The following is a 23,542-nucleotide window of genomic DNA, read 5'->3' as shown; positions in this document are numbered from 1 at the left end:
CACCCGCCGGGCCTCGGGAGCTGTGGGGTGGGGCTCAGGCCTGCGTCTGGTGCCTGGGCGGCGGGGGAGCCGTCGTGGACGTCGCGGCGCTCACGGCATGACCACCACCTGGGCGGCATACACCAGGCCGGCGCCGAAGCCGATCTGCAGGGCCAGCCCGCCGGACGGGGCCTCGCCCTCGTCCAGCATCCGGCTCATCGCCAGGGGGATGGAAGCGGCGGAGGTGTTGCCGGTCTCGGCGATGTCGCGGGCCACCGGCACGTGCTCGGGTAGCTTCAGCGCCTTGATCATCGCATCGGTGATGCGCATGTTGGCCTGGTGGGGGACGAAGGCGTCCAGGTCGTCGGGGGTGATGCCAGCGGCCTTGACGGTCTCCAGCGCCACCGGGGCCATCGAGAAGACGGCCCAGCGGAAGACGGTCTGACCCTGCATGACGAACGCGGGCCACGGCACGGCCTCGGTGCGGCCGGCATCCTCCATCGTCGGCCGCAGGTCGGTCCACGACTCGCGCTGGGTGATGACGTCAGCCTGGTCGCCGAGGCTGCCCCACAGGGTCGGGCCGATCCCCGGGAAGTCCGAGACCCCGATGACGGCCGCACCGGCACCGTCGCCGAAGATGAACGCCGAGCCGCGGTCGTGCTTGTCGGTGAAGTCGGACAGTTTCTCCACCCCGACGACCAGCACGTAGTCGGCGGTGCCGACCCGGACCATGTCGTTGGCCAGGGAGACGGCGTGGCAGTAGCCGGCGCAGGCGGCGGAGATGTCGAAGGCGGCCGGGCTGGGGATGCCCATCCGGTGCGCCAGCTGCGGCGCGGCGGCCGGCGTCTGGAAGGGGTGGCTCACCGTGGCCATGATGACCACACCGATCTGGTCGGGGGCGACCCCGGCGCGCTCCATCGCCTGCCGCGATGCGGCTTCGGCCATGTCGATGACGGTCTCGTCCTCGCGGGCCCATCGGCGGGTGGCGATGCCGGAACGCTGCCGGATCCACTCGTCGGAGGAGTCGATGAACTGGATGATCTCCTCGTTGGTCACCACCCGCTCGGGGCGGTAGCCGCCGACGCCATGGATGCGGGCGTGCCGCATCCCCTGCGGCACGGTCAGGGTGGGGCGGGTGGTCACTGGTCCTCCTGGGGGGTGCGGCTCGGCTGCTCGGGCACCGGGTCGGCGGCGCCGTGCTCGGCGATGATCCGCTGGGCGGCCTCGAGGTCGTCGGGGGTCTTCAACGCGAGGGTCTCGACCCCTTTCAGGCCTCGCTTGGCCAGACCCACCAGCGTACCCGCGGGCGCGATTTCGATCAGGGCGGAGACGCCTCTGTCGGCGAAGGTCTGCATGGTCAGGTCCCAGCGCACCGGGCTGGAGACCTGCGTGACCAGGCGGTGCAGCACCTCCTGGCCGTCCTGGACGACGTCGCCGTCGGCGTTGGAGACGAGCGGGAGTCGCGGGTCGCGGACCTCGATGGCCCGGGCATAGCGGGCCAACCGGTCCACCGCGGGCTGCATGTGGTGGGTGTGGAAGGCGCCGGCGACCTGCAGCGGGATCACCCGGGCACGGGTGGGCGGCTCGGCGGCCAGCTGCGCCAGCTGCTCCAGGGTGCCGGCCGCCACGACCTGCCCGGCGCCGTTCATGTTGGCGGGGGTCAGGCCGTGCTGCTCGAGGGCGGCCCGGACCTCCTCGGGGTCACCACCGACGACGGCGCTCATCCCAGTGGGCATGACGTCGGAGGCCTGCGCCATCCCGCGTCCCCGCTCGCGGACGAAGACCATCGCCTGCTCGGCGCTGAGCACCCCGGCGGCGACCGCCGCCGTGATCTCCCCGACCGAGTGGCCCGAGACAGCGCCGACGGAGTGCGGCAGGGCGTCAGCCTGGGGGAACAGGGCGCGCAGGGTGACCAGCCCGGCGGCGACGAGCAGCGGCTGCGCCACTGCGGTGTCCCGGATGGTGTCCGCGTCGGAGGTGGTGCCGTGGGCGACCAGGTCGATCCCGGCCACGGCGGACAGCCACTCCGCCCGGTCCCGGACGCCCGGGAGCTCGAGCCAGGGGGCAAGGAATCCTGGGGTCTGGGAGCCCTGTCCGGGCGCGACGATGACGAGCACCACCCCACTCTGCCCATCGAACCCTCCACAGGCCGTCACCGTTTCGCACGATAACGACGGCGCGACCTTGGAGGGTTCCCACAACGCCTACCGTCCGCGTCGGGTGATCCGCCCCAGCGCGAGCGCCACCTGCAGCACCCACGCGTCCCGGGCGTCGTGGGGGTCGAGGCCGACCGTCTCCGCGACCTTGCGCAACCGGTAGCGCACGGTGTTGGGATGCAGGAAGAGCAGGCGCGCGGTCGCCTCCAGCACCATGCCGTTGTCCAGGTAGGCCTGCACGGTGTCGAGCAGGGCCGAGGGATGGTCGCGCAGGGGCACGTAGACGCGGTCCACCAGCATCCGGCGGGCCGGGTTCTCGCCCAGCAGGGCCCGCTCCGGGAGCAGGTCGTCGGCGGCCACCGGACGCGGTGTCGTGGCCCAGGCCGGGGCTGCGTCCATCCCGGACAGCGCCGCCCGCGCGCTGCGACCGGCGGCGAACAGGTGGGGGACCCGGGGCCCGACCACCACCGGGCCGTCCCCGAAGGCGGCGGTGAGACCGGCGGCGTCCTCGACCGGGTCCGAGCAGCCACCCAGGACGCAGATGAGCCGGGGACCCTGGGCCGCGGTCAGGACTTCCCGGCCGATCCGGCGCGCCGCGTCCCGCAGTGTCGACAGCGCCGGGGCCGACTCCCCGTCCGGGAGCCGGCCGACGATGACGGCCACGTCGGTCACGTCCTCCCAGCCCAGCTCGGTAGCGCGGGAGGCCAGGGTGCCGTCGGCCTCGCCCCGCAGCACGGCGTGCACGACCAGTGACTCCAGCCGCGCGTCCCAGCCGCCCCGCTGCTCGGCCGCCCGGGCGTAGACGCCCGCGGCCGCGAAGGCCAGGTCCCGGGAGTAGCGCAGCACCGCCTCCCGGAGGGCGGTCTCCTCCTGCGCCCCGACCAGCTCGGGCACGGCCTCCTCGACCGTGGTCACGGCGGTCCGGGAGAGGTCCAGCGCCTGGGCCAGGGAGATCGTGGAGGCCAGGCTGCGGGGGGCCCCGGCGAAGATCTGGCCAGGGGGTGGGCCGGGGCGGGCGCCGTCGTCATACCAGGTCAGCAGGGCGCTGATCCCCGCCTGGGCGACCAGGGACACCCAGGAGCGGTCGTCGGCCGAGAGGTCGCGGAACCATCCGTGCTCCGCCTCCATCTGACGGGTCGCCCGGGCCGCTAGGCCACCGGCCCGCCGCGCCAGCGGCTCCGGCGAGGGCCGGGGCTCGGGCGGGACGGGGGGCTGGGGCACGTCTGGAGCCTACTGCGCAGGCCCGAGCCCCCGGATGTTCACCCAGTGCTCATCCGGGCGTGGGGTCGAGGTGCCCTGAGGCGTCATCGCGGCAGGTTGTGCTGGAGCACATGTGTGCCGCCAACCCTGCCGTCGTCTCATCGACGCTCCGGCGGACGCCGACCGAGGAGTCGCCGGGCGGGTTGCAGCCCGGGGTCGGCGGCCCGGTCCTCGTGGCCCACCGGGGAGCCTGCGGCTACCGGCCCGAGCACACGCTGCCCGCCTACGAGCTGGCCGCGCGGATGGGGGCGGACTACCTCTCGGTGGACGTGACCGTCACCCGGGACGGCCACCTCGTGGCCCGGCACGAGTGCGAGCTGTCCGCGACGACCGACATCGCCAGCCGGCCCGAGCGCCTCGGCCTGCGCACCATCCACAAGGTCGACGGTTACCTGGTCCGCGGCTGGTTCGTCGAGCACCTCACCTTGGAGCAGGTGCGCGAGCTGCGGGTGGTCGAGCGCTACCCCCACCTGCGGCACGGCAGCGTGGCCTACAACGGGCTGCTGGAGGTGCCCACGCTGCGGGAGGTGCTGGACCTGCGCCGCCGGCTGGCCGAGCAGCTGGACCGACCGATCGGTGTCCTGCTCCAGCTGCGCAGCCCTGGTCACCTGGTCGAGCAGGGCCTGGACCCGGTAGTCCGCCTGGTCGACCTGCTGCGCGCGGACGGGTTGGACCGGCCGGAGGCCCCGGTGGTGCTGGTCAGCGACGACCTGTCCACCCTGGAGCGGGTACGACAGCTGGGCTCCCGGGTGCCGCTCCACCTGCGGGTGCTCGTGGGGGAGCACGGCGCGGCCCTGCGCGATCTCGCCGCCACGGCGCGCGTCGTCAGCGGGCTCCAGCCGGACAAGCAGCTGGTCCGGCCGCGCCGCCTCGACGGCAGCCTGGGCCAGCCCACCGCTCTGGTGCAGGACGCCCACGCCGCCGGTCTGGTCGTCATGCCCTGGGTGTTCCGGGCTGAGAACGCCTTCCTGCCCGAGGAGCTGCGCCGGGGCGACGGTGACTCCCGCCTGGGCCGGGCCGCCGACGAGATCCGGGCTTTCCTGGACGCCGGCGTGGACGGCTTCTGCACCGACCACACCGACCGGGGCGTGCTCGCCCGCCGCGCGAGCGAGCCCGCCTAGGACGCGACGGCGGGCGGTGTGGGAGCAGGGGGCCCACACCGTCCGCCGTCCGATGTGCCGGCGGGGGCCGGTCTCAGGCGTCGCCGCCCGCGGTGCCGGAGGCGCCGGCGTTGACGTCCATCAGCCGGTAGCGCTCGGCCGCCTCGACCGGCACCTGCGGGTCGATGTCGCCGCGGTCGGCGAGCATCTGCAAGGCCTTGACCGCCATCGATGGGCCATCGATGTGGAAGAACCGCCGCGCCGCAGGGCGGGTGTCGGCGAAGCCGAAGCCGTCCGCACCCAGCGCGTAGTAGTCCTCGGGCACCCACGGGGCGATCTGGTCCTGGACCGCACGCATCCAGTCGCTGGTGGCCACGACCGGCCCGGTGCCCTCGGACAGCCGCCGGGTCACGTAGGGCAGGCGCCGCTCCTGCGTCGGGTTCAGGAAGGCGTCCCGGTCGCAGGCCATCGCCTCGCGGCGCAGCTCGTTCCAGGACGTGACCGACCACACGTCAGAGGTCACGCCCCAGTCCTGCTCGAGCAGCTCCTGGGCCTCCAGGGCCCACGGCACGCCCACGCCGGAGGCGAGCAGGCGCACGTGCTTGGCGTCCTCGGCGGGCTGCTTGCCGGAGATCTTGTGCATGCCCGCCAGGATGCCCTCGACGTCCACGTCGTCCGGCTGGGCCGGTTGCTTCATCGGCTCGTTGTAGACGGTGAGGTAGTAGATGACGTCCTGCGGGTCCTCGCCGTACATCACCCTCAGCGCGTCGGGCAGGATGTGGGCCAGCTCGTAGGCGTAGGCGGGGTCGTAGGCGCGGATCGCGGGGTTGGACGAGGCCAGCAGCAGCGAGTGCCCGTCGGCGTGCTGCAGGCCCTCGCCGGCCAGGGTGGTCCGGCCCGCGGTCGCGCCGATCATGAAGCCGCGGGTGAGCTGGTCGGCCGCGGCCCAGATGCTGTCGCCTGTGCGCTGGAAGCCGAACATCGAGTAGAAGATGTAGAACGGCACCATCGGCACGCCGTGGGTGTCGTAGGAGGTGCCCGCGGCGGTCAGGCCGGCGACCGAGCCGGCCTCGTTGATCCCCACGTGCCAGATCTGGCCGCTGGTGGACTCCTTGTAGGCCAGCATCAGGTCGGCGTCGACAGAGGTGTAGTTCTGCCCGTGGACGTTGTAGATCTTCGCCGTGGGGAAGAAGCTGTCCATGCCGAAGGTGCGGGCCTCGTCGGGGATGATCGGCACCAGGTGCTTGCCGAACTCCTTGTCGCGGATCCACTCCTTGAAGATGCGGACCAGGGCCATCGTGGTGGCGACGTTCTGCTTGCCAGAGCCCTTCTTGGCGACGTCGTAGATCTTCTCATCGGGCAGCGGCAGCCGCGTGTTGCCCGGCCTGCGCTCGGGCAGGAAGCCGCCTAGCTGGCGCCGCCGCTCCTTTAGGTACTGGATCGCCTCGTCGTCCTCGCCGGGGTGGTAGTAGGGCGGGGCGTAGGGGTCGGCCTCGAGCTGCTCGTCGCTGATCGGGATCTGGAGGCTGTCGCGGAAGCCCTTGAGGTCCTCCAGCGTCATCTTCTTCATCTGGTGCGTGGCGTTGCGCCCAGCGAACTGGGTGCCCAGTGAGTAGCCCTTGATGGTGTGCGCCAGGATGACCGTCGGCTGGCCGGTGTGCTGCATCGCGGCCTGGTAGGCGGCAAAGACCTTGCGATAGTCGTGGCCGCCGCGCTTGAGCTTCCACCAGATCTCGTCATCGCTCCAGTCCTTGACCAGCTCCTTGGTCCGCGGGTCGCGGCCGAAGAAGTGGTCCCGGATCCAGGCGCCGTCGTTGGCCCGGTAGGTCTGGAAGTCGCCGTCGGGCGTGGTGTTCATCAGGTTGATCAGGGCGCCGCTGGCGTCCTTGGCGAGCAGGTTGTCCCAGCCGCGGCCCCACAGCACCTTGATGACATTCCAGCCGGCACCGCGGAACTGGCTCTCCAGCTCCTGCACGATCTTGCCGTTGCCGCGGACCGGGCCGTCCAGGCGCTGCAGGTTGCAGTTGACCACGAAGGTCAAGTTGTCCAGCTCGTCGTTGGCGGCCACGTGCAGCAACCCCCGCGACTCCGGCTCGTCCATCTCGCCGTCGCCGAGGAAGGCCCACACCTGCTGCTGGCTGGTGTCCTTCAGGCCCCGGTTGTGCAGGTACTTGTTGAACGCCGCCTGGTAGATGGCGTTCATCGGACCCAGCCCCATCGAGACGGTGGGGAACTGCCAGAACTCCTGCATCGAGCGGGGGTGCGGGTATGAGGGCAGCGTGGTCACTCCCTCAGCGGCCTTGCTCTTCTCCTGCCGGAAGGCGTCCATGTCGGCCTCGGAGAGCCGGCCCTCGAGGAAGGCGCGCGCGTAGATGCCGGGAGAGGCGTGACCTTGGAAGAAGATCTGGTCGCCGCCGCCCTCGTGGTCACGTCCGCGCCAGAAGTGGTTGAACCCCACCTCCCACAGGGTGGCCTGGGAGGCGTAGGTGGAGATGTGTCCACCGACGGAGATGTCGGGGTGCTGCGCGCGGTGCACCATAACCGCCGCGTTCCACCGCATCCAGGCGCGGTAGCGGCGCTCCATGTCCTCGTCCCCCGGGAACCAGGGCTCCTGCTCGGGGGAGATGGTGTTGATGTAGTCGGTGGTGGTGACCGAGGGGATCCCGACCTGGGAGTCACGGGCGCGTTCCAGCATCCGCAGCATCAGGTAGCGCGCACGCTGGCGACCCCCCGTCTCGATCGCCGCGTCCAAAGACTCCAGCCACTCCTGAGTCTCCTCGGGGTCCGTGTCCGGGACCTGGTTCGGCAGTCCATTGAGGATGGGGCCAATGGGGCGCTCCAGTGCCATCAGGTGATCCTTCCGTCGCACAGCGGGCATCGCCCGCCAGTCTGTCACGCCTGCCGAGGCGACGCCTGCGCTGGCCCGGACGTTGCCCGTCACCGGCGGCGCGCGCCGACCCCGCTTTACGAGCGCGCCCGGCCTCTGGTTGTCTAGACCGCACCATGGAAGCCAACGAGAGAGCGAGCGAGCAGTCGTCCACGACCGACGGTCCGATGGGGGCCGCCCTGCGCAAGCTGGGCCTGCGCCCCGGTCAGATCGTGGTCGAGTACGGCTTCGACGACGACGTCGAGGAGTCGGTCCGGGACGCCGTCGAGGCGCTGGCCGAGGGTCCGCTGGAGGACGAGGACTACGACGGGGTCGTGGACGTGGTGCTGCTGTGGTGGCGCGACGGCGACGGCGACCTCACCGACGAGTTGATGGACTCGCTGACCCGGCTGGAGGAGGGGGGCAGCATCGTCCTGCTCACGCCCGGCACGGGCCGCCCCGACCGGGTCCCCGCCCCCGACGTGCAGGAGGCCTGCACGACCTGTTCGCTCAGCGCCTCCGGCTTCGTGCCGGTCCAGGGCTGGGTGGGGCAGCGCCTGGTGGGTCGACGATGACCGCTGCGGGCGCGGCGCCTCCGGTGATCGGGGAGCGGGCGCCCGAGCTGGTCCTGCCGGACCAGCACGGAGAGCTGGTCCGGCTCTCCGAGGTAGTGCTCGACCGGCACGCACTGGTCGTCTTCTTCCCCTTCGCCTTTTCCTCGATCTGCACCGGTGAGCTGCTGGACATCCAGCTCAACATCGATGAGTTCGTCAACGACAAGGTGCAGGTTCTCGCCGTCTCCTGCGACCCCACCTACGCGCTGCGCGCGTGGGCGGCCCACGAGGGCTACCGCTTCCCGTTGCTGTCCGACTTCTGGCCCCACGGCCGAGCCTGCCGGGACTGGGGGGTGCTGGACGAGACCTCGGGGACGGCCAGGCGCGGCACCTTCCTCATCGACCCCTCGCACGCCGTGCGGTGGAGCCTGCAGCAGGAGTCCGGCCAGATCCGGGAGGTGGGGGTCCTGCACCGGGCCGTGCGGGACCTGTAGCCGCCACCTCCTAGAATGGTCGATCGCAAGGGCCTGTAGCTCAGTTGGTAGAGCGCCGCGTTTACACCGCGTAGGTCGTCGGTTCGAGCCCGGCCGGGCCCACGTGGACAACAGCAGAGACGGTGGTGGCGCAGTGCCCGAGGGGGTGCGGCTACGCGACGTGGTCGCGCTGCTGGAGGAGTTCTACCCCGTGCACACGGCGCAGTCCTGGGACCGCGTCGGCCTGGTCGCGGGCGACCCCGAGCAGTCGGTCGGCACGATCCTGCTGGCGGTGGATCCCACCCTTGACGTCGTCGCCGAGGCCGTGGCGCTGGGCGCCGACCTCATCATCACCCACCATCCGTTGCTGCTCAAGGGGATCCACTCGGTCGCCACCACGACCGCCAAGGGTGCGACGATCACCGAGCTGCTGGTCAACGACATCGGGCTCTACTGCGCGCACACCAACGCCGACGTCGCGGATCCCGGTGTGGGACAGGCGCTTTCGATGGCCTGCGGACTCATCGACACCGAGCCGTTGCAGGTGACCGAGGACCAGGAACTCGGCCGGGTCGGCGACCTGCCCGAGCCGGTCAGCCTGCAGCAGCTGGCCACCCGGCTCGTGGAGCACCTGCCCCCGACGGCCGGCGGCATCCGGGTCAGCGGGCCGGCCGCGGCACCGGTGCGCCGCGTGGCGGTGCTGGGCGGGGCCGGGGACAGCGCCTTCGAGGCGGTGCGGCGCAGCGGTGCCGACGTCTACGTGACCGCGGACCTGCGCCACCATCCGGCGCTCGAGGCGCGCGAGGAGGCCCGGGCCGCAGCCCGCGCAGGGGCGTCGAGCACGCCATACCTCGTGGACGCCGGGCACTACGCCACCGAGTGGCTCTGGCTGCCGGGTCTGCGCGACCGGCTTGCCGCCCGGCTCGGCGGTAGCGTGGACATCTGCCTCTCGAGCGTCCGCACCGACCCGTGGGACTTCGTCGTCGGGGCCGGCGGCCCCGAAAGCCACCATTCCGAGAACCACCCCACCGACCATGGAGGTATGCCGTGAAGGCTTCGCCCCAGATGCAGGCGCGCCTGCTGGAGCTCGTCGACCTGGACACCACCCTGGCCCAGCTCGCGCACCGGCTGCGCAGCCTGCCGGAGCTGATCGACATCACCCGGATGGAGCAGGGCGAGACCGCCCTGGAGGAGGACGTGGTGCGGGCCCAGACCGAGCTCAGCGACGTCCGCCGCGAGGTCGAGCGGGCCGAGGGGGCGGTCCAGCAGGTGCGAGACCGTGCGGCCCGCAACCGGCAGCGTCTCGACGTCGGCACCGGTAGCGCGAAGGACCTGCAGGGTCTGCAGCACGAGCTGGAGAGCCTGGCCCGTCGCCAGTCCGTGCTGGAGGACGAGGAGCTGGAGGCAATGGAGCGCGCCGAGCAGGCCGAGGCCGCCGAGGCCAAGGCTCTGGTTGCTCGCCAGGCGCACCGTGAGCGGCTCGAGGAGCTGCGTGCCGACCGGGACCGCAAGACCGCCGAGATCGAGGCCGAGCGCGAGCAGGTCGCCGGAGGGCGGGCAGCGATCACCGCTGACCTGTCCGAGGAGCTGCTGGCCCTCTACGAGCGGCTGCGCGCCCACTCCGGCAGCGGCGCAGCCCCGCTGCAGCAACGCCGGTGCGGGGGGTGCCGGCTGGAGATCAACGCGGTCGACCTGGGCCGGATCAAGGCGGCCCCCGAGGACGAGGTGCTGCGTTGCGAGGAGTGCGGGCGCATCCTGGTGCGGGTCCCGGAGTCCGGGCTGTGACGCTGCGCCACGCGCTGATCGTCGAGGCCGACGGCGGCAGCCGGGGCAACCCGGGCGTGGCTGGGTACGGAGCGCTGGTGCGGGACGCCCGCACGGGCACCGTCCTGGCCGAGCGGGCGGCGCCGCTGGGCACCGCCTCCAACAACGTCGCCGAGTACTCCGGCCTGCTGGCGGGCCTGCGCGCCGTGCTCGACCTCGATCTGGCCCGGGAGGCGGCCGTCGAGGTCCGGATGGACTCCAAGCTGGTCGTGGAGCAGATGGCCGGCCGCTGGAAGATCAAGCACGCCGACATGCGGCGCCTGGCTCTCGAGGCGCGCGAGCTGGTTGACGCCATCCAGCGCCAGGACGGCACCGTCTCCTTCACCTGGATCCCGCGGGAGCAGAACGGCGCCGCCGACGCCCTGTCCAACGACGGGATGGACGGGCAGACGGTCCGGCGTGACCACGTGGGTCCCGCGGGCCAGGCCGGGGAGAGCCGGGGGGAGCGGGGCGGGGAGGCCGACGCGCCCTGGTCGCTCTTCGACGAGCCGCAGGAGGAGCGACCGAGCACCGACGGGGGCACGGCATACCAGAAGAGGCAGGAGGTCCGGCCCACCTTCGGAGAGCAGCGGGCGCCGGTGGCCGACCTGGTGCTCTCCGATGAGACCGTGCCGGTGCTGGAGGGCCAGACACGGCTAATCCTGGTCCGCCACGGCATCACCGACTACACCCAGCAGCATCGGGTGGACGGCCGGGGCGGCGCCGACCCGGCCCTGAACAGCACCGGGATGGCCCAGGCCCGCGCCGCAGCCCAGGCCGTCCTGCGCCTCGTCGAGCGGTCCGAGCCGGGGCCGGTGAGCGTGGTCAGCTCCTCGCTGGAACGTGCGCGGCAGACGGGCCAGGCGATCGCGGACGCGCTGGGGGTGCAGCGCGAGGAGGACCGCGACTGGGACGAGCAGGGCTTCGGGGACTGGGACGGCCGGACCATGGGTGAGCTGGCCGAGGAGTTCGGCCAGGAGCTGCTGGCCCTGCGCTCGGACGCGGACTACAAGCGGCCCGGCGGCGAGTCGCGCCGCGAGCTCGACGAGCGCGTCGCCGCCGCCCTGACGCGGGCCGTGCAGCGGGGCGACACCGTCGTGGTGGCCACGCACCGGGTGGCACTGATGTCGGTGCTGTGCCGGCTGCTGGGGATCGACCACGAGCGCGGCTGGTCGTTGGCCACGGCGCCGGCGTCGCTGAGCGCGGTGGAGATCTGGCCCGACGGGGTGGCCCAGGTGGCCTTCGTCAACGACACCCACCACCTGCACGACCTGGTACAGCCGCCGGGCCAGGACGCCCCGGCGACAATCGTCGACCGATCCCTGGACTGAGGCGACCACGGCTCGCCCCCGACCGGGGACACGCTTCGCCCCCGACCGGGGACACGGCTCGCCCCCGACCGGGGACACGGCTCGTACCGGTCAGGGGGTGACGTCGAGGACCCAGGGGCGCCCGGGGCGCTCGCGCGGGGCCAGCCGGACCTGGTGGTGCGGCTCGAGCAGCTCCACCAGCTCCTCGGGGCGCCGCGGGGCCGACGCCTCCTGGCACAGGGTCCGGGAGACCAGGCCACGCGTGTGCTTAGCCATGTGGGTGGCCCCGGGGACGCGCACCTGCACCCACCGCTCGGCCCGGGCCCCGTCGGGCGACCAGGCCGCGGCATACGTGCTGGAGCGGCAATCGACCACCAGCCCACGCCCGGCCGCTGCCTGCAGCACCGGAGCGAGGTGGGGGCGCCAGTATGCCGACAGCGGGCCGATGCCGGGCAGGTTCACTCCCATCGAAAGCCGGTAGGGAGCCACCCGATCGGTCATCCGGACCGCGCCGTAGAGGGCCGAGACGACCCGTAGCCGTGAGCTCGCCCGCCTGCTGGCCGAGACGTCCAGGGTGGCCAGGTCCAACGCGTCGTAGAGCACCCCCGTGTAGAGGTCGCGGGCGGACAGGGTCGGGCTGGACTCCAGGCGGGTGTTCCGCTCGATCTCCGCCGCCAGGTTCACGCTGACCCCCAGCACGAAGGGCGCGTCGATGCGGGCACTGGCCCCGGCCAGCGCCGTCGCCACCGCACGGCGCGCGTCGGTCAGCTCGGGTGCCGAGAGCCGCTCCCACCGCAGGTGGGCGCCTCGGTCACGGACGGCCTTGGACTCCGACGGCGGCAGCAGGATCAGCACGTCAGGCAGGGTAGGCGACGGCCTCGGCCCCGCCGGAGCCGACCCGTAGGGTGGGCGGCATGGTGCAGACGGCGACGACACTGTTGAGCGACCCCAGCACGCCGACGGGGCAGCTGCTCGAGCAGACCTTTGAGGCGATCCGGCAGGAGCTGCAGGTGCGACAGGACTTCCCGCACCAGGTGCTGGGGGAGCTGCGCAGGACGATGGCCGACCCGGACCTGCCTGAGCGGGACGAGACCGACGTCGAGTTCATCACCATCGACCCGCCGGGCTCGATGGACCTGGACCAGGCGATGCACATCGAGCGGGCCGGGGAGGGCTGGCGGGTGCGCTACGCCATCGCCGACGTGCCCGCCTTCATCCAGGTCGGCGGCTCCCTGGACCAGGAGGTGCGGTTGCGCGGGCAGACGATCTACTGCCCAGACCGCCGGGTCCCGCTGCACCCGCCGGAGCTGAGCGAGTCGGCGGCCAGCCTGCTGCCGGACCAGACCTGCCCGGCATACGTCTGGGACATGGTGTTGACCGCCGATGGGCGACGTGAGTCGGCCGAGGTCTATCGGGCGATGGTTCGCTCCCGCCGCCGCTATGACTACGAGGAGACCCAGCGGCTGGTCGATTCGGGTGAGGCCGAGCAGACGCTGCTTCTGCTCAAGGAGGTCGGCGAGGCGCGGATCCGCCGCGAGCTGGAGCGGGGCGGTGCCAGCCTGCCGATGCCGCAGCAGGAGGTCCACCAGGACGGTGAGAGTTATGTCCTGCGCCTGCGCCCGCTGCTGGACAGCGAGGACTGGAACGCCCAGATCTCCCTGCTCACCGGGATGGTCGCAGGGCAGATGATGGTCGACGGCGGCGTCGGCATCCTTCGCACCATGCCGGCCCCGGAGGACCGGGCCGTGACCCGCTTCCGCCGGGAGGCGGCGGCACGGGGCGAGCCGTGGCCACGGGGTATGACGTACGGCGAGTTCCTGCGCACGCTGGACCGCACCGACCCCGCCCACCTGGCGATCATCAACGCCGCGACCTCCCTGTTCCGGGGCGCGGCATACACCGCCTTCGACGGCGAGCTGCCGGCGCAGGCGGAGCAGGTGCAGGCGGCCCTCGCGGCCCCCTACGCCCACGTGACGGCGCCGCTGCGCAGGCTGGTGGACCGCTACGCCCTCGCTGTCTGTGAGGCGCTCAGCGCCGGACGTGAGGTGCCCGACTGGGCGCGGGCGGCATTGCCTGACCTGCCGGCGATCATGCGGGAGAGCGACCAGCGGGCCAAGGCCGTGGACCGGGCCTGCGTCAGTGCGGTGGAGGCGGCCGTCCTGCGGGACCGGGTGGGGCAGACCTTCGAGGCGATGGTGGTCGACCAGACGGGCCGCGGCGACGCGGTCGTCCAGCTCCTCGACCCTCCGGTGAGCGAGCCCGCCACCGGCCATGCCGAGGTCGGCACCATGGTAAGAGTGCGGGTCGACGCAGCCGACGTCCGTGCCCGCAAGGTCGAGCTGAGCGTCGTCAGCGCCACGGTCGAGGCGTCATGAGCACGGCACCCCAGCCAAGCCCGCGCGGCGAGGCGGGTTTCGCTGGTCCGCCGCCCCGGCTGATCGCCACCGACTGCGACGGCACTCTGCTGCGCTCGGACGGCACCGTGTCCACCTATACCCGGGACGTGCTCGCTGAGCTCGCGCGGGTCGGCTTCCCCACCATCCTGGTCACCGCTCGCCCGCCCCGGTGGATGGACGAGCTGGCCGACCTGGGCGTCACCGGGCTGGCCCTGTGCGGCAACGGTGCGTTCACCTACGACCTGGGACGCCGGGAGATCGTCGCGCACCGGCAGATGGACGCCGCGCTCGTCGGTGAGTTGCTGGGCGACCTGCGCCGCGAGCTGTCCGACGTCGCGCTGGCCACCGAGTCCCTGCGCGGGTTCGCCCGTGAGCCGCACTTTGAACGCGCCACGGGGCGGAACGACGGCCAATGGCTGGTCGGCCCCGTTGAGGAACTGGCTCGCGTCGACGCCGGCAAGATCCTGGTCCGGCACCCGCACCTGCACACCGAGGAGCTGACGGCCCTGGTGGAGGACGTGGTCGGCGACCGCGCCGAGGTTTCGCACTCCGGCGCGATCCGGATGACCGAGATCGTCCCCGCCGGCGTGACCAAGGCCCTGGCCCTGTCGCACTGGTGCCAGGAGCAGGACCCACCGGTGGCCGCCGAGGCTGTTTGGGCCTTCGGTGACATGCCCAACGACCTGCCGATGCTCGCCTGGGCAGGGGTAGCGCACGCCGTGGCCAACGCCCACCCGGACGTGCTGGCGGTGGCCGACCAGGTCGTGCCCCGCAACGATGAGGACGGTGTCGCGCGCACCCTGGAGGAACGGCTGCTGGGCTGGTCTGCCGGCCGCGCGGGAATGGCGACGCCGATCGAGCCGGCCCCACTGAAGGGTGGATGAGTCGGCCGGTACGCCGGGTTCTGTCCCTCCGCGCCGTCACCGGCACTGCGAAGGTGGCGACCATCCATCTCGGGTATACGTTGCCGCATACCTCCAGCGACCTACCCGTGCGCTTGGGCGGGCAGCCCTCGGGCGCGCACTGTCTGGTCTTGCTCCTGGCGGGGTTTACCGATCCACGCCGGTCACCCGGCGTGCTGGTGGTCTCTTACACCACCCTTTCACCCTGACCCACCGGCGAACCGGTGGGCGGTCTACTTTCTGTGGCACTTTCCCGCGGGTCACCCCGGGTGGCTGTTAACCACCACCATGCCCTGTGGAGCCCGGACGTTCCTCGGCGGGACACCCTCACGGGGCCCGACGCGGCCGCCTGGCCGACTCATCCACGACCTCCCACTCTACCCCCGGCCTCAGGTCGGCGACGTACACTCGGTCCACGTGACCACCTCCAACCCCTCCGTCGACGACGTCCGCCGTTGGCGGCGCCACCTGGCAGACGAACGGGCCAACAGCCGCGTCTTCCATGACCTGGCCGCCCGACGGCACGGGGAGGAGCGTGACATCCTCAACGCCCTGGCCGAGGCGGAGGAACGGCACGCGCAGCACTGGGTCACCCTGCTCGGTGACCATGCCGAGCCCGCACCTCGCGTGACGCTGGGCCACCGGGTGCACGCCTGGCTGGCGCGCCGCTTCGGCCTGCTCTTCGTGCTCTCGCTGTTGCAGCGCTCCAAGGCCGGAAACCCCTATGCTCGCGATGCCGACGCCTCCTCGTCGATGGTCGCCGATGAGGCGGTGCACGAAGAGGTGCTGCGCGCCCTGGCCGCACGCGGCCGGTTGCACCTGTCCGGCAACTTCCGGGCGGCGGTCTTCGGGGCCAATGACGGTCTGGTCTCCAACCTGGCCTTGGTGATGGGCATGGCCGCGGCCGTGGACAGCAGCAGCATCGTGCTGACCGCCGGGATGGCAGGCCTGCTGGCAGGGGCCTTGTCGATGGCGGCGGGGGAGTACATCTCGGTCCGCTCCGCCCGTGAGCTGCTGGCAGCCTCGCAGCCGTCCCACGGCACCAAGGACGCTCTGGGCGGGCTGGACCTGAACACCAACGAGCTGGAGCTGGTCTATCGGGCCCGGGGGATGGACCCCGACCATGCCCGGACCCGTGCCGCAGACGTGCTCGGGCAGATTCACCTGCGTGGCCTGACGCCGGATGACGCCGTTCCGGCAGTGATGACTGACGCCGACGAGCAGGACGCCGTCCTCAACCCCTGGGGTGCGGCCATGGCCAGCTTCGGCTTCTTCGCGGGCGGGGCAGTGATCCCGGTGCTGCCCTACCTGGCCGGCCTCACCGGCTACGCTGCGCTGCTGACCGCGCTGGTCCTCGTCGGGGTGGCGCTGCTGCTGACCGGCGCCGTGGTGGGGGTGCTCTCGGGCGCCTCACCGCTCGCCCGTGGCCTGAGGCAGTTGCTCATCGGGTATGGCGCGGCCGCCGCCACGTACCTGCTGGGGTTGGCCTTCGGCGCCAGCGGGCTGGGCTGATTCAGCAGTCCAGAGGCCCCTGGTCCTTCAGGTCCAGGACCTTGACCCCGCCGTCGGCGCCGAAGTCGCCGATGTGCTGCAGGTACATCCCCCGGCCGGTGGGCGAGAGCAGGGCGTCGTGGATGGGGATGATCCCCGTGCGCGGCTGCACCCGGCGGACGAACTCGATCGTCTCGGCCACCTTGGCCCACGGCGCGTTGACCGGCACGGCCAGCAGGTCAACCTTCCCAGGCTCGGCGTCGAGCGCGTCTCCAGGGTGGTAGAGCACCGGCTCGCCCTCAGCCCGCACCACCACGCCGAGGTTGCCGACGCGGGGGACGTAAGGGTGGATGAACGCGTGCTGCTCGCCCACGGGCGTCAGCTCCGCAGAGCCGTTGCCGAGGGCGATCCGCTCCCCGCTCACCATCCGCTCGGTGCGCCCTGCCAGCCCGGCCTCGGTGAGCTGCTCGGCCGTCTGCGGCTCGGCGAGGACGACCACCTGCGGGTGGTCCTGGAGCAAGCCCGGCAGGCGCTCAGGGTCGTAGTGGTCGCGGTGCAGATGGGTGATGACCACCGCGGTCAGGTCCGCCAGCCCCGCGTAGGCGGCATCGGAGAAGTTGCCCGGGTCGATGAGGATGCGCTGGTCACCGACCTCGAGCAGGAGGCAGGCATGGCCAAGGTGCGTGATCTGCATACCGCGACCGTATCCGGTTCCCGCTGACCGGGCGAGAGCACGTATCGTCGAGGTCCGTGGAGTTCCTTAACGGCATGCGGCCGACGCACGACCTGACCTACAACGACGTCTTCATGGTCCCCTCGCGCTCCGGCGTGACCTCGCGGATGGACGTCGACCTGCGCACCGCGGACCGGGTGGGCACCACGATCCCGATCGTCGTTGCCAACATGACCGCCGTCGCCGGACGCCGGATGGCTGAGACCGTCGCCCGGCGCGGTGGGATCGCGATCCTGCCCCAGGACATCCCGCTGCCGGAGGTGCGGGGCACCATCGAGCGGGTCAAGGCCAGTCACACCGTCTACGAGACCCCGATCGTCATCGGCCGCGACGCGCCCGTGGCCCAGCTGCTCTCGGTGCTGCCCAAGCGGGCCCACCGCGCCGCGGTCGTGGTGGAGGACGGGCGGCCCGTCGGTGTCGTCACCGAGACCGACGCCGAGGAGGTCGACCGGTTCGCCGCCGTGGGGGACGTGATGCACGAGCCGCGGCTGGTCCTGGATGACGCAGTGGACCTGCGCGAGGCCTTCGACCGGCTCGAGGAAGCCCACGTCCGGGTGGCCCCCGTCGTGGCCGACGGTCGGCTGGTCGGGGTGGTCACGCCCAAGGGCCTGATCCGGTCGGCGATCTACACCCCGGCGGTCGACGAGCGGGGACGGCTGTGCGTCGGGGCTGCGGTCGGGATCAACGGGGATGTTGCCGGCAGAGCGGCCGAGCTGCTGGCTGCGGGCGCCGACGTGATCGTCGTCGACACTGCCCACGGGCACCAGGACAAGATGCTCGCCGCACTGCCGCAGGTCACCCGCGAGCGGGACCGGCACGAGTCCGAGACCGGGGTCCGGGTGCCCGTCGTCGCCGGCAACGTCGTGTCCAGGGCCGGGGTCGAGGACCTCGTGGACGGCGGTGCCGACATCATCAAGGTCGGCGTCGGTCCAGGGGCCATGTGCACTACCCGGATGATGACCGGGGTGGGCCGGCCGCAGTTCTCCGCGGTGCTGGAGGCGGCCGAGAGCGCCCGGGCCCTGGGCGCCCACGTCTGGGCCGACGGCGGGGTGAAGTATCCCCGCGACGTCGCCCTCGCCCTGGCGGCCGGCGCGGCCTCGGTGATGATCGGATCCTGGTTCTCCGGGACCTTCGAGTCGCCAGGGGACCTGGTCCGCGACACCGACGGGCGGCTCTACAAGGAGTCCTTCGGGATGGCCTCTGCGCGGGCGGTGCGCAACCGCACCCGTGAGTTGTCCGCCTTCGACCGTGCCCGCTCCGCCCTGTTCGAGGAGGGCATCTCCTCGGGTCGGATGTTCCTGGACCCGCAACGGCCCGGCGTCGAGGACCTGCTGGACGCGATCATCTCCGGCGTCCGCTCCGCCTTCACCTACGCGGGGGCCCGCACCATCGGCGAGTTCCACACCGGTGCGGTCGTCGGCATCCAGGGTGCTGCCGGCTACGAGGAGGGCCGGCCACGGCATACCAGCTGGTGAGGCACCCAGAGCCCCTTGTCATGGGTGAGCCAGTTCTTCCCGGCTCACGGATGACGAAACGGCTGCAGGCGGGGCGGGCGTGAGCGCACGGCAGGACCAGGGCCTGGTGGGTGGTGTCCAGCGCCCGGTCGTGGATCAACCGCCATGGATCAACCGCCATGGATCAACCGCCATGGATCAACCGCCATGGATCAACCGCCATGGATCAACCGCCATGGTTCAACCCAGGTGGTGGGCGTGCCAGGCTGCGCCGATGATGCCGGCCTGGTTGCGCAGCTGCGCAGGGACGATCGGTGCCCGCAGCTCCAGCAGCGGCAGGAACTTGTCGGCCTTCTTGGAGACCCCGCCACCCACGATGATCAAGTCCGGCGAGAACAACGCCTCCACCACCGAGTAGTAGCGCTGCAGCCGGCCCGCCCACTCCTTCCAGGACAGCCCTTCCCGCTCGCGGGCGCTGCTGGCCGCGCGCGTCTCAGCGTCGTGACCATCGATCTCCAGGTGCCCCAGCTCGGTGTTGGGCACCAGAGTCCCGTCGACGAACAGCGCTGAGCCGATCCCGGTGCCCAACGTGGTGACCAGGACCACGCCGCGCACGCCCCGCCCGGTGCCGTAGTGCACCTCGGCCTCGCCCGCTGCGTCCGCGTCGTTGACCACGTGCACCGGGCGCCCCAGCCGCTTGGTGAAGAGCACGTCGGCGTCCGTGTCGATCCACGAGTCGTCGATATTGGCCGCCGAGCGCACGATGCCCTGCTGCACGACCGCCGGCACGGTGATGCCGACCGGGCTGTCGGTCCCCAGCTGGTCGACGAACTGCTCGGCGACCCACGCGACGACGTCTGCGACGTCACCGGGGGTTGCCCCGGCGGGGGTGTCGACCCGCAGCCGCTCGGCCGCGAACTGGCCCTCGGTCAGGTCGACGGGCGCGCCCTTGATGCCGCTGCCGCCGATGTCAATGCCCAGGACGTGCGTGTTCGCCATGGGCCAAGGGTATGTCGTGGGTAGGCCGCCCCGCCCCACGTGTCTTCGCTCAGGCCTCTGACACGCTCGGGGGAGACGAGGGCTGGACCAGAGGGCGGTAGCGGATCAGGGGAGGGTGAGGATCTCCGCGCCGTCCTCGGTGATGAGGATGGTGTGCTCGAACTGGGCCGAGGGGCGGCCGTCGGCGGTGACGATCGTCCAGCCGTCGGCCCACTCCCTCCAGTCGGGGGTGCCCAGGTTCAGCATGGGCTCGATGGTGAACGTCATCCCGGGCTCGATCACCGTGTCGTAGGCCGGCGCGGAGTCGTAGTGCGGGATGACCAACCCGGAGTGGAAGGCCTCACCGACACCGTGACCGGTGTAGTCCCGGACCACGCCGTAGCCGAACCGGTCGGCATAGGCCTCGATGACCCGCCCGATGACATTGATCTCCCGGCCCGGGCGCGCGGCCCGGATGCCGCGCATCAGCGCCTCCCGGGTGCGCTCGACCAGCAGCCGGGTGTCCTCCGCGACGTCCCCGCACAGGAAGGTGGCGTTGTTGTCGCCGTGCACGCCGCCGATGTAGGCGGTGATGTCGATGTTGCAGATGTCGCCGTCCTGCAGCTCCCGGTCATCCGGGATCCCGTGACAGACCACCTCGTTGACCGAGGTGCACAGCGACTTGGGGAAGCCCCGGTAGCCCAGCGTCGAGGGGTAGGCCCCGTGGTCGAGCAGGAACTCGTGCCCGGCCCGGTCGATGGCGTCGGTGGTGACCCCGGGCCGCACCATGGACCCGCACAGCTCCAGCGCCTGCGCGGCCAGCCGGCCGGCCGCCCGCATCGCCTCGATCGTCCCCTCGTCCTTGATCTCCGACCCGGTGAAGGGGGCAGGAGCGGGCCGGTCGACATACTCGGGACGGGCGATGTGACCGGGCACGGACAGCCGGGGGCTGACCCGTCCAGGGGCAAGCGGGGCGAGGGTGGGCATACAGTGATTCTAGGCGCCGCCACCGCACACCCACGACTCCCCGGAGGACGTATGCCGTTCTGGTTCAACATCAGGACCCGCCAGGTCGAGGCCCACGACGACCCGGCCCGCGCCCGCAGCGCCGACCTCATGGGCCCCTACGCCACCGAGGAAGAGGCGGCCACCGCGGTCGAGCGGGCGGCGCAGCGCACCGCCCAGTGGGAAGAGGAGGAGCGCTCCGAGGACGAGTGGGCCACCGGTGATGCCGAGCGTCGCCAGTGGGACCCCAACCCGCTCAACGACTGACCTGGACCGGAGCGACCGGGCCGACGTGGACAGGCTCGGGGGGTCGACGCAGACGGGCTCGGCTGGCCGCGGTGCCCCGTGATGCCTCAACGGTGCAGCTTGGGCAGCACCTCGCGCCCGAAGACCTCCAGCCACTGCTGCTGGTTGCGGCCCACGTTGTGCAGGTAGACCCGGTCGAAGCCGAGGTCAACGAAGCTCTGGATGTGGGCCCGGTGCACGTCCGGGTCGCTAGAAATGACCATCCGGCCCTCGAAGTCCTCCGGGCGCACGAGCTTGGCCATCTCCGCGAAGTCGTGCGGGCTGCGGATGTCGGCCTTGGGGAACTTCATCCCGCCGTTGGGCCACTCCGTCATCGCGCTGGCCAGGGCCTCCTCGTCGGTCTCCGCCCACGACAGGTGCAGCTGCAGCACCTTGGGCATGGCGTCAGGGTCCTTGCCCGCTTCGCGGGCCCCCTCGGCGAACTTGCCGAAGAGCATCTCGATCTTGCCGTGCGGGGCGCCGACGGTGATGATGCCGTCCGCCAGCCGGCCGGTCCGTCTGGCGTTCACCGGGCCGGCGGTGGCGACCAGGATGGGCGGCGCCTGCTCGGGCATCGTCCACAGCCGGGTCGTCTCCATCGTGAAGAACTCGCCGGACCACTTGGAGTCCTTGCCCTGCGCGGAGGTGGTGAACAGCTGGTGGATGAGCTCCACCGCCTCGAACAACCGCCGGGAGCGCTCGCCCGCCTCGGGCCAGTACCCGGCGATGACGTGCTCGTTGAGCGCCTCACCGGCGCCGACGCCCAGCCAGGTCCGCCCGGGATACATCGCCTCCAGGGTGGCCGCCGCCTGCGCGACGACCGCCGGGTGCCAGCGGAAGCTGGGGCACACCACGCCGGGCCCGAGGTCACCGGCCGTGCGTTCGCCCACCGCGGTCAGCACATTCCAGACGAACGCCGACTGGCCCTGCGTGGGCACCCACGGCGCGAAGTGGTCAGCGGCCATGCAGCCGGAGAACCCGTGCTCCTCCGCACTCGCCGTCAGCGCCACCGCCTCCGTGGGGTGGAACTGCTCCAGCATCGCCGCATACCCGACCGTCAGCCCGCTCATGACCCCGAGCCTAGGGGGTGGGTTGGTCGGTAGGTTGCCCTACGTGGACGAGGTGCTGGTGGAGCGGGTGCTGCGGGCCGTGGAGCAGGTGCCCCCGGGACGGGTGGTGTCCTACGGCGACCTCGGGGCGCTGGTGGGCACCGGGCCCCGGCACGTCGGGCGGATCCTGCGGGAGTGGGGCTCGGGCGTGCCCTGGTGGCGGGTGACCCGCCGGGACGGGACCGTGTATGCCCTGCTGCTCGCCCGGGCGAAGGAGCGCTGGCAGCAGGAGGGGATCGAGGTCGCGGCGTCCGGGGCGGGTTGCCGGTTCCAGGTCCACCGTGCCGATCTGGAACGGCTCGCGCGGGACTACGGCCGGGCGGCGGCCGACCTGCCCCATGCGGCAGGATGAGGACATGAACCGCCAGCAGGAGTACGTCCTTCGCACGATCGAGGAGCGGGACATCCGCTTCGTCCGGCTCTGGTTCACCGACATCCTGGGCACCTTGAAGTCCGTAGCGGTCGCGCCGGCCGAGCTCGAGCAGGCGTTCACCGAGGGCATCGGCCTGGACGGCAGTGTCATCGAGGGCTTCACCCGGGTCTACGAGGCCGACATGATCGTCCAACCCGACGCGGACACCTTCCAGGTGCTGCCGTGGCGAGGGCACACGGCCCGGATGTACTGCGACATCCACATGCCCGACGGCAGCCCGGCCGCAACTGACTCGCGGCACATCCTGCGCCGCGCGCTCGCCGCGGCGGGCGAGGACGGCTACACCTTCTACACCCACCCCGAGATCGAGTTCTACCTGTTCAAGGAGCCCTACGACCGTACGGTCGGGCCGGTACCTGTGGACCAGGCGGGCTACTTCGACCACGTCGCCCGCGGCGACGGCCACGACTTTCGCCGCGCGGCGATCGAGATGCTGGAGCAGAGCGGCATCTCCGTGGAGTTCAGCCACCACGAGGGCGGGCCGGGGCAGCAGGAGATCGACCTGCGCTACGCCGACGCCCTGTCGATGGCCGACAACATCGTGACCTTCCGCACGGTCGTGCGGGAGGTGGCGCTACAGGAGCAGGCCTTCGCCACCTTCATGCCCAAGCCGTTGGCCGCGCACCCGGGCTCGGGCATGCATACCCACGTCTCGCTGTTCGAGGGCGACACCAACGCCTTCTACGAGCCGGGTGCCGACTACGAGCTGTCCCAGACCGGTCGGCAGTTCATGGCGGGTGTGCTGGCCCACAGCCGGGAGATCTGCGCGGTCACCAACCAGTGGGTCAACTCCTACAAGCGGCTCTGGGGCGGCGGTGAGGCCCCGGCCTACGTCTGCTGGGGCCACAACAACCGCTCGGCCCTCCTGCGCGTGCCGATGTACTCGATCGGCAAGGGGCACTCCAAACGGATCGAGCTGCGGTCCCTGGACTCCGCCTGCAACCCCTACCTCACCTTCGCCATGGTGCTCTCGGCCGGGCTGCGGGGGATTCGCAACGGCTACGACCTGCCGCCCGAGGCCGAGGACGACGTCTGGGCGCTCACCGACGCCGAGCGACGCGCGATGGGCATCGACCCGCTGCCGCAGAGCCTGGGGGAGGCGGTGGCCATCATGGAGGGCTCCGAGCTGGCTGCCGAGGTGCTGGGGGAGCAGGTCTTCGACTTCTACCTGCGCAACAAGTGGCAGGAGTGGGGCGACTACCGCTCTCAGGTGACGCAGTTCGAGCTGGACCGTTACCTGCTCCACCTGTGAGCC

General features: G+C 71.8%; 22 protein-coding genes, 1 tRNA gene and 1 other RNA gene. 14 read left to right on the top strand and 10 right to left on the bottom strand.

The window, feature by feature from the left end; translation table 11 throughout:
• Positions 1–90 precede the first annotated feature (90 nt).
• From FY030_RS09150 to FY030_RS09140, 3 genes are all read right to left on the bottom strand, one after another.
• Complete coding sequence (locus tag FY030_RS09150; RefSeq protein ID WP_420371851.1) at positions 91–1,122, bottom strand: beta-ketoacyl-ACP synthase III; 1,032 nt, start codon at positions 1,120–1,122, stop codon at positions 91–93.
• Positions 1,119–2,096, bottom strand: a complete 978-nt coding sequence (locus tag FY030_RS09145; RefSeq protein WP_158061232.1) for an ACP S-malonyltransferase — start codon at positions 2,094–2,096, stop codon at positions 1,119–1,121. Before FY030_RS09145 ends, FY030_RS09150 begins: the two co-directional genes overlap by 4 nt.
• An 87-nt stretch (positions 2,097–2,183) precedes the next feature.
• Complete coding sequence (locus FY030_RS09140; RefSeq protein ID WP_238348205.1) at positions 2,184–3,356, bottom strand: PucR family transcriptional regulator; 1,173 nt, start codon at positions 3,354–3,356, stop codon at positions 2,184–2,186.
• Between the two features lie 110 nt (positions 3,357–3,466).
• Between FY030_RS09140 and FY030_RS09135 the strand changes: the two genes are divergently transcribed.
• Positions 3,467–4,516, top strand: coding sequence for a glycerophosphodiester phosphodiesterase family protein (locus FY030_RS09135; protein WP_158061231.1), 1,050 nt, complete (start codon positions 3,467–3,469; stop codon positions 4,514–4,516).
• A gap of 73 nt (positions 4,517–4,589) precedes the next feature.
• Here the strand turns inward: FY030_RS09135 and aceE are convergent, their stop codons facing one another.
• Positions 4,590–7,343, bottom strand: coding sequence for a pyruvate dehydrogenase (acetyl-transferring), homodimeric type (gene aceE / locus FY030_RS09130; RefSeq protein ID WP_158061230.1), 2,754 nt, complete (start codon positions 7,341–7,343; stop codon positions 4,590–4,592).
• 155 nt (positions 7,344–7,498) lie between these two features.
• Between aceE and FY030_RS09125 the strand changes: the two genes are divergently transcribed.
• From FY030_RS09125 to FY030_RS09100, 6 genes are all read left to right on the top strand, one after another.
• Complete coding sequence (locus FY030_RS09125) at positions 7,499–7,936, top strand: DUF3052 domain-containing protein (RefSeq protein WP_238348204.1); 438 nt, start codon at positions 7,499–7,501, stop codon at positions 7,934–7,936.
• Positions 7,933–8,409 (top strand): redoxin domain-containing protein, encoded by a 477-nt coding sequence (locus tag FY030_RS09120; protein WP_158061229.1) that lies wholly within the window; start codon positions 7,933–7,935, stop codon positions 8,407–8,409. Before FY030_RS09125 ends, FY030_RS09120 begins: the two co-directional genes overlap by 4 nt.
• A gap of 29 nt (positions 8,410–8,438) precedes the next feature.
• A tRNA-Val gene (locus tag FY030_RS09115) sits at positions 8,439–8,511 on the top strand.
• A 31-nt stretch (positions 8,512–8,542) separates the two neighbouring features.
• On the top strand, positions 8,543–9,439 hold the full coding sequence (locus FY030_RS09110; protein ID WP_192498553.1) for a Nif3-like dinuclear metal center hexameric protein: 897 nt from the start codon (positions 8,543–8,545) through the stop codon (positions 9,437–9,439).
• Positions 9,436–10,173 carry a zinc ribbon domain-containing protein gene (locus FY030_RS09105; RefSeq protein WP_158061227.1) on the top strand — a complete coding sequence of 246 codons (738 nt, stop codon included), beginning with the start codon at positions 9,436–9,438 and terminating at the stop codon, positions 10,171–10,173. Before FY030_RS09110 ends, FY030_RS09105 begins: the two co-directional genes overlap by 4 nt.
• On the top strand, positions 10,170–11,522 hold the full coding sequence (locus FY030_RS09100; RefSeq protein WP_238348203.1) for a bifunctional RNase H/acid phosphatase: 1,353 nt from the start codon (positions 10,170–10,172) through the stop codon (positions 11,520–11,522). Before FY030_RS09105 ends, FY030_RS09100 begins: the two co-directional genes overlap by 4 nt.
• 90 nt (positions 11,523–11,612) lie before the next feature.
• Here FY030_RS09100 and FY030_RS09095 read toward each other — a convergent pair whose 3' ends face one another.
• Positions 11,613–12,356 (bottom strand): YaaA family protein, encoded by a 744-nt coding sequence (locus FY030_RS09095; protein WP_158061226.1) that lies wholly within the window; start codon positions 12,354–12,356, stop codon positions 11,613–11,615.
• Positions 12,357–12,415: 59 nt separating this feature from the next.
• Between FY030_RS09095 and FY030_RS09090 the strand changes: the two genes are divergently transcribed.
• Together FY030_RS09090 and FY030_RS09085 are read left to right on the top strand one after the other, a co-directional pair.
• Positions 12,416–13,876 carry an RNB domain-containing ribonuclease gene (locus FY030_RS09090; RefSeq protein WP_158061225.1) on the top strand — a complete coding sequence of 487 codons (1,461 nt, stop codon included), beginning with the start codon at positions 12,416–12,418 and terminating at the stop codon, positions 13,874–13,876.
• Positions 13,873–14,781: an HAD family hydrolase gene (locus tag FY030_RS09085; protein WP_158061224.1), complete on the top strand. Its 909-nt coding sequence runs from the start codon at positions 13,873–13,875 to the stop codon at positions 14,779–14,781. The genes FY030_RS09090 and FY030_RS09085 overlap by 4 nt, the downstream gene beginning before the upstream one ends.
• Here FY030_RS09085 and rnpB read toward each other — a convergent pair.
• Positions 14,775–15,160, bottom strand: an RNA gene (rnpB, locus tag FY030_RS09080) — RNase P RNA component class A. The genes FY030_RS09085 and rnpB overlap by 7 nt on opposite strands.
• A gap of 56 nt (positions 15,161–15,216) precedes the next feature.
• Here rnpB and FY030_RS09075 point away from each other — a divergent pair.
• Complete coding sequence (locus tag FY030_RS09075; RefSeq protein ID WP_158061223.1) at positions 15,217–16,311, top strand: VIT1/CCC1 transporter family protein; 1,095 nt, start codon at positions 15,217–15,219, stop codon at positions 16,309–16,311.
• A 1-nt stretch (position 16,312) separates the two neighbouring features.
• On the opposite strand, the gene FY030_RS09070 is transcribed toward FY030_RS09075, so the two are convergent.
• Complete coding sequence (locus FY030_RS09070) at positions 16,313–16,984, bottom strand: MBL fold metallo-hydrolase (RefSeq protein WP_158061222.1); 672 nt, start codon at positions 16,982–16,984, stop codon at positions 16,313–16,315.
• Between the two features lie 56 nt (positions 16,985–17,040).
• On the opposite strand from FY030_RS09070, the gene FY030_RS09065 reads away from it, so the two are divergent.
• Positions 17,041–18,498 (top strand): GuaB1 family IMP dehydrogenase-related protein, encoded by a 1,458-nt coding sequence (locus FY030_RS09065; protein ID WP_158061221.1) that lies wholly within the window; start codon positions 17,041–17,043, stop codon positions 18,496–18,498.
• A gap of 219 nt (positions 18,499–18,717) precedes the next feature.
• On the opposite strand, the gene ppgK is transcribed toward FY030_RS09065, so the two are convergent.
• Together ppgK and map are read right to left on the bottom strand one after the other, a co-directional pair.
• The gene (gene ppgK, locus FY030_RS09060) at positions 18,718–19,476 is read right to left on the bottom strand and encodes a polyphosphate--glucose phosphotransferase (RefSeq protein WP_158061220.1); all 759 of its coding nucleotides are present in this window, start codon (positions 19,474–19,476) and stop codon (positions 18,718–18,720) included.
• 105 nt (positions 19,477–19,581) lie between these two features.
• A complete protein-coding gene (gene map / locus FY030_RS09055; protein ID WP_158061219.1) occupies positions 19,582–20,442 on the bottom strand; it encodes a type I methionyl aminopeptidase in 861 nt (286 codons plus the stop codon).
• A 51-nt stretch (positions 20,443–20,493) separates the two neighbouring features.
• On the opposite strand from map, the gene FY030_RS09050 reads away from it, so the two are divergent.
• Positions 20,494–20,727: a methionine aminopeptidase gene (locus FY030_RS09050; protein ID WP_158061218.1), complete on the top strand. Its 234-nt coding sequence runs from the start codon at positions 20,494–20,496 to the stop codon at positions 20,725–20,727.
• An 86-nt stretch (positions 20,728–20,813) separates the two neighbouring features.
• Here the strand turns inward: FY030_RS09050 and FY030_RS09045 are convergent, their stop codons facing one another.
• Entirely contained in the window at positions 20,814–21,815 is a 1,002-nt protein-coding gene (locus tag FY030_RS09045; RefSeq protein ID WP_158061217.1) for a TIGR03557 family F420-dependent LLM class oxidoreductase, read from the bottom strand.
• A 43-nt stretch (positions 21,816–21,858) separates the two neighbouring features.
• Here FY030_RS09045 and FY030_RS09040 point away from each other — a divergent pair, with 43 nt between their 5' ends.
• Together FY030_RS09040 and FY030_RS09035 are read left to right on the top strand one after the other, a co-directional pair.
• A complete protein-coding gene (locus FY030_RS09040; RefSeq protein ID WP_158061216.1) occupies positions 21,859–22,206 on the top strand; it encodes an MGMT family protein in 348 nt (115 codons plus the stop codon).
• Between the two features lie 4 nt (positions 22,207–22,210).
• Positions 22,211–23,539 (top strand): glutamine synthetase family protein, encoded by a 1,329-nt coding sequence (locus tag FY030_RS09035; RefSeq protein WP_158061215.1) that lies wholly within the window; start codon positions 22,211–22,213, stop codon positions 23,537–23,539.
• The last annotated feature ends 3 nt before the right edge of the window (positions 23,540–23,542 follow it).

Origin of the sequence: Ornithinimicrobium pratense, from assembly GCF_008843165.1 — a bacterium.
In the GTDB taxonomy this organism is placed as follows: Bacteria; Actinomycetota; Actinomycetes; order Actinomycetales; family Dermatophilaceae; genus Ornithinicoccus; species Ornithinicoccus pratensis.
Note: the sequence above shows the minus strand (reverse complement) of the source record. Positions and strands in the feature narration are given on the sequence as shown.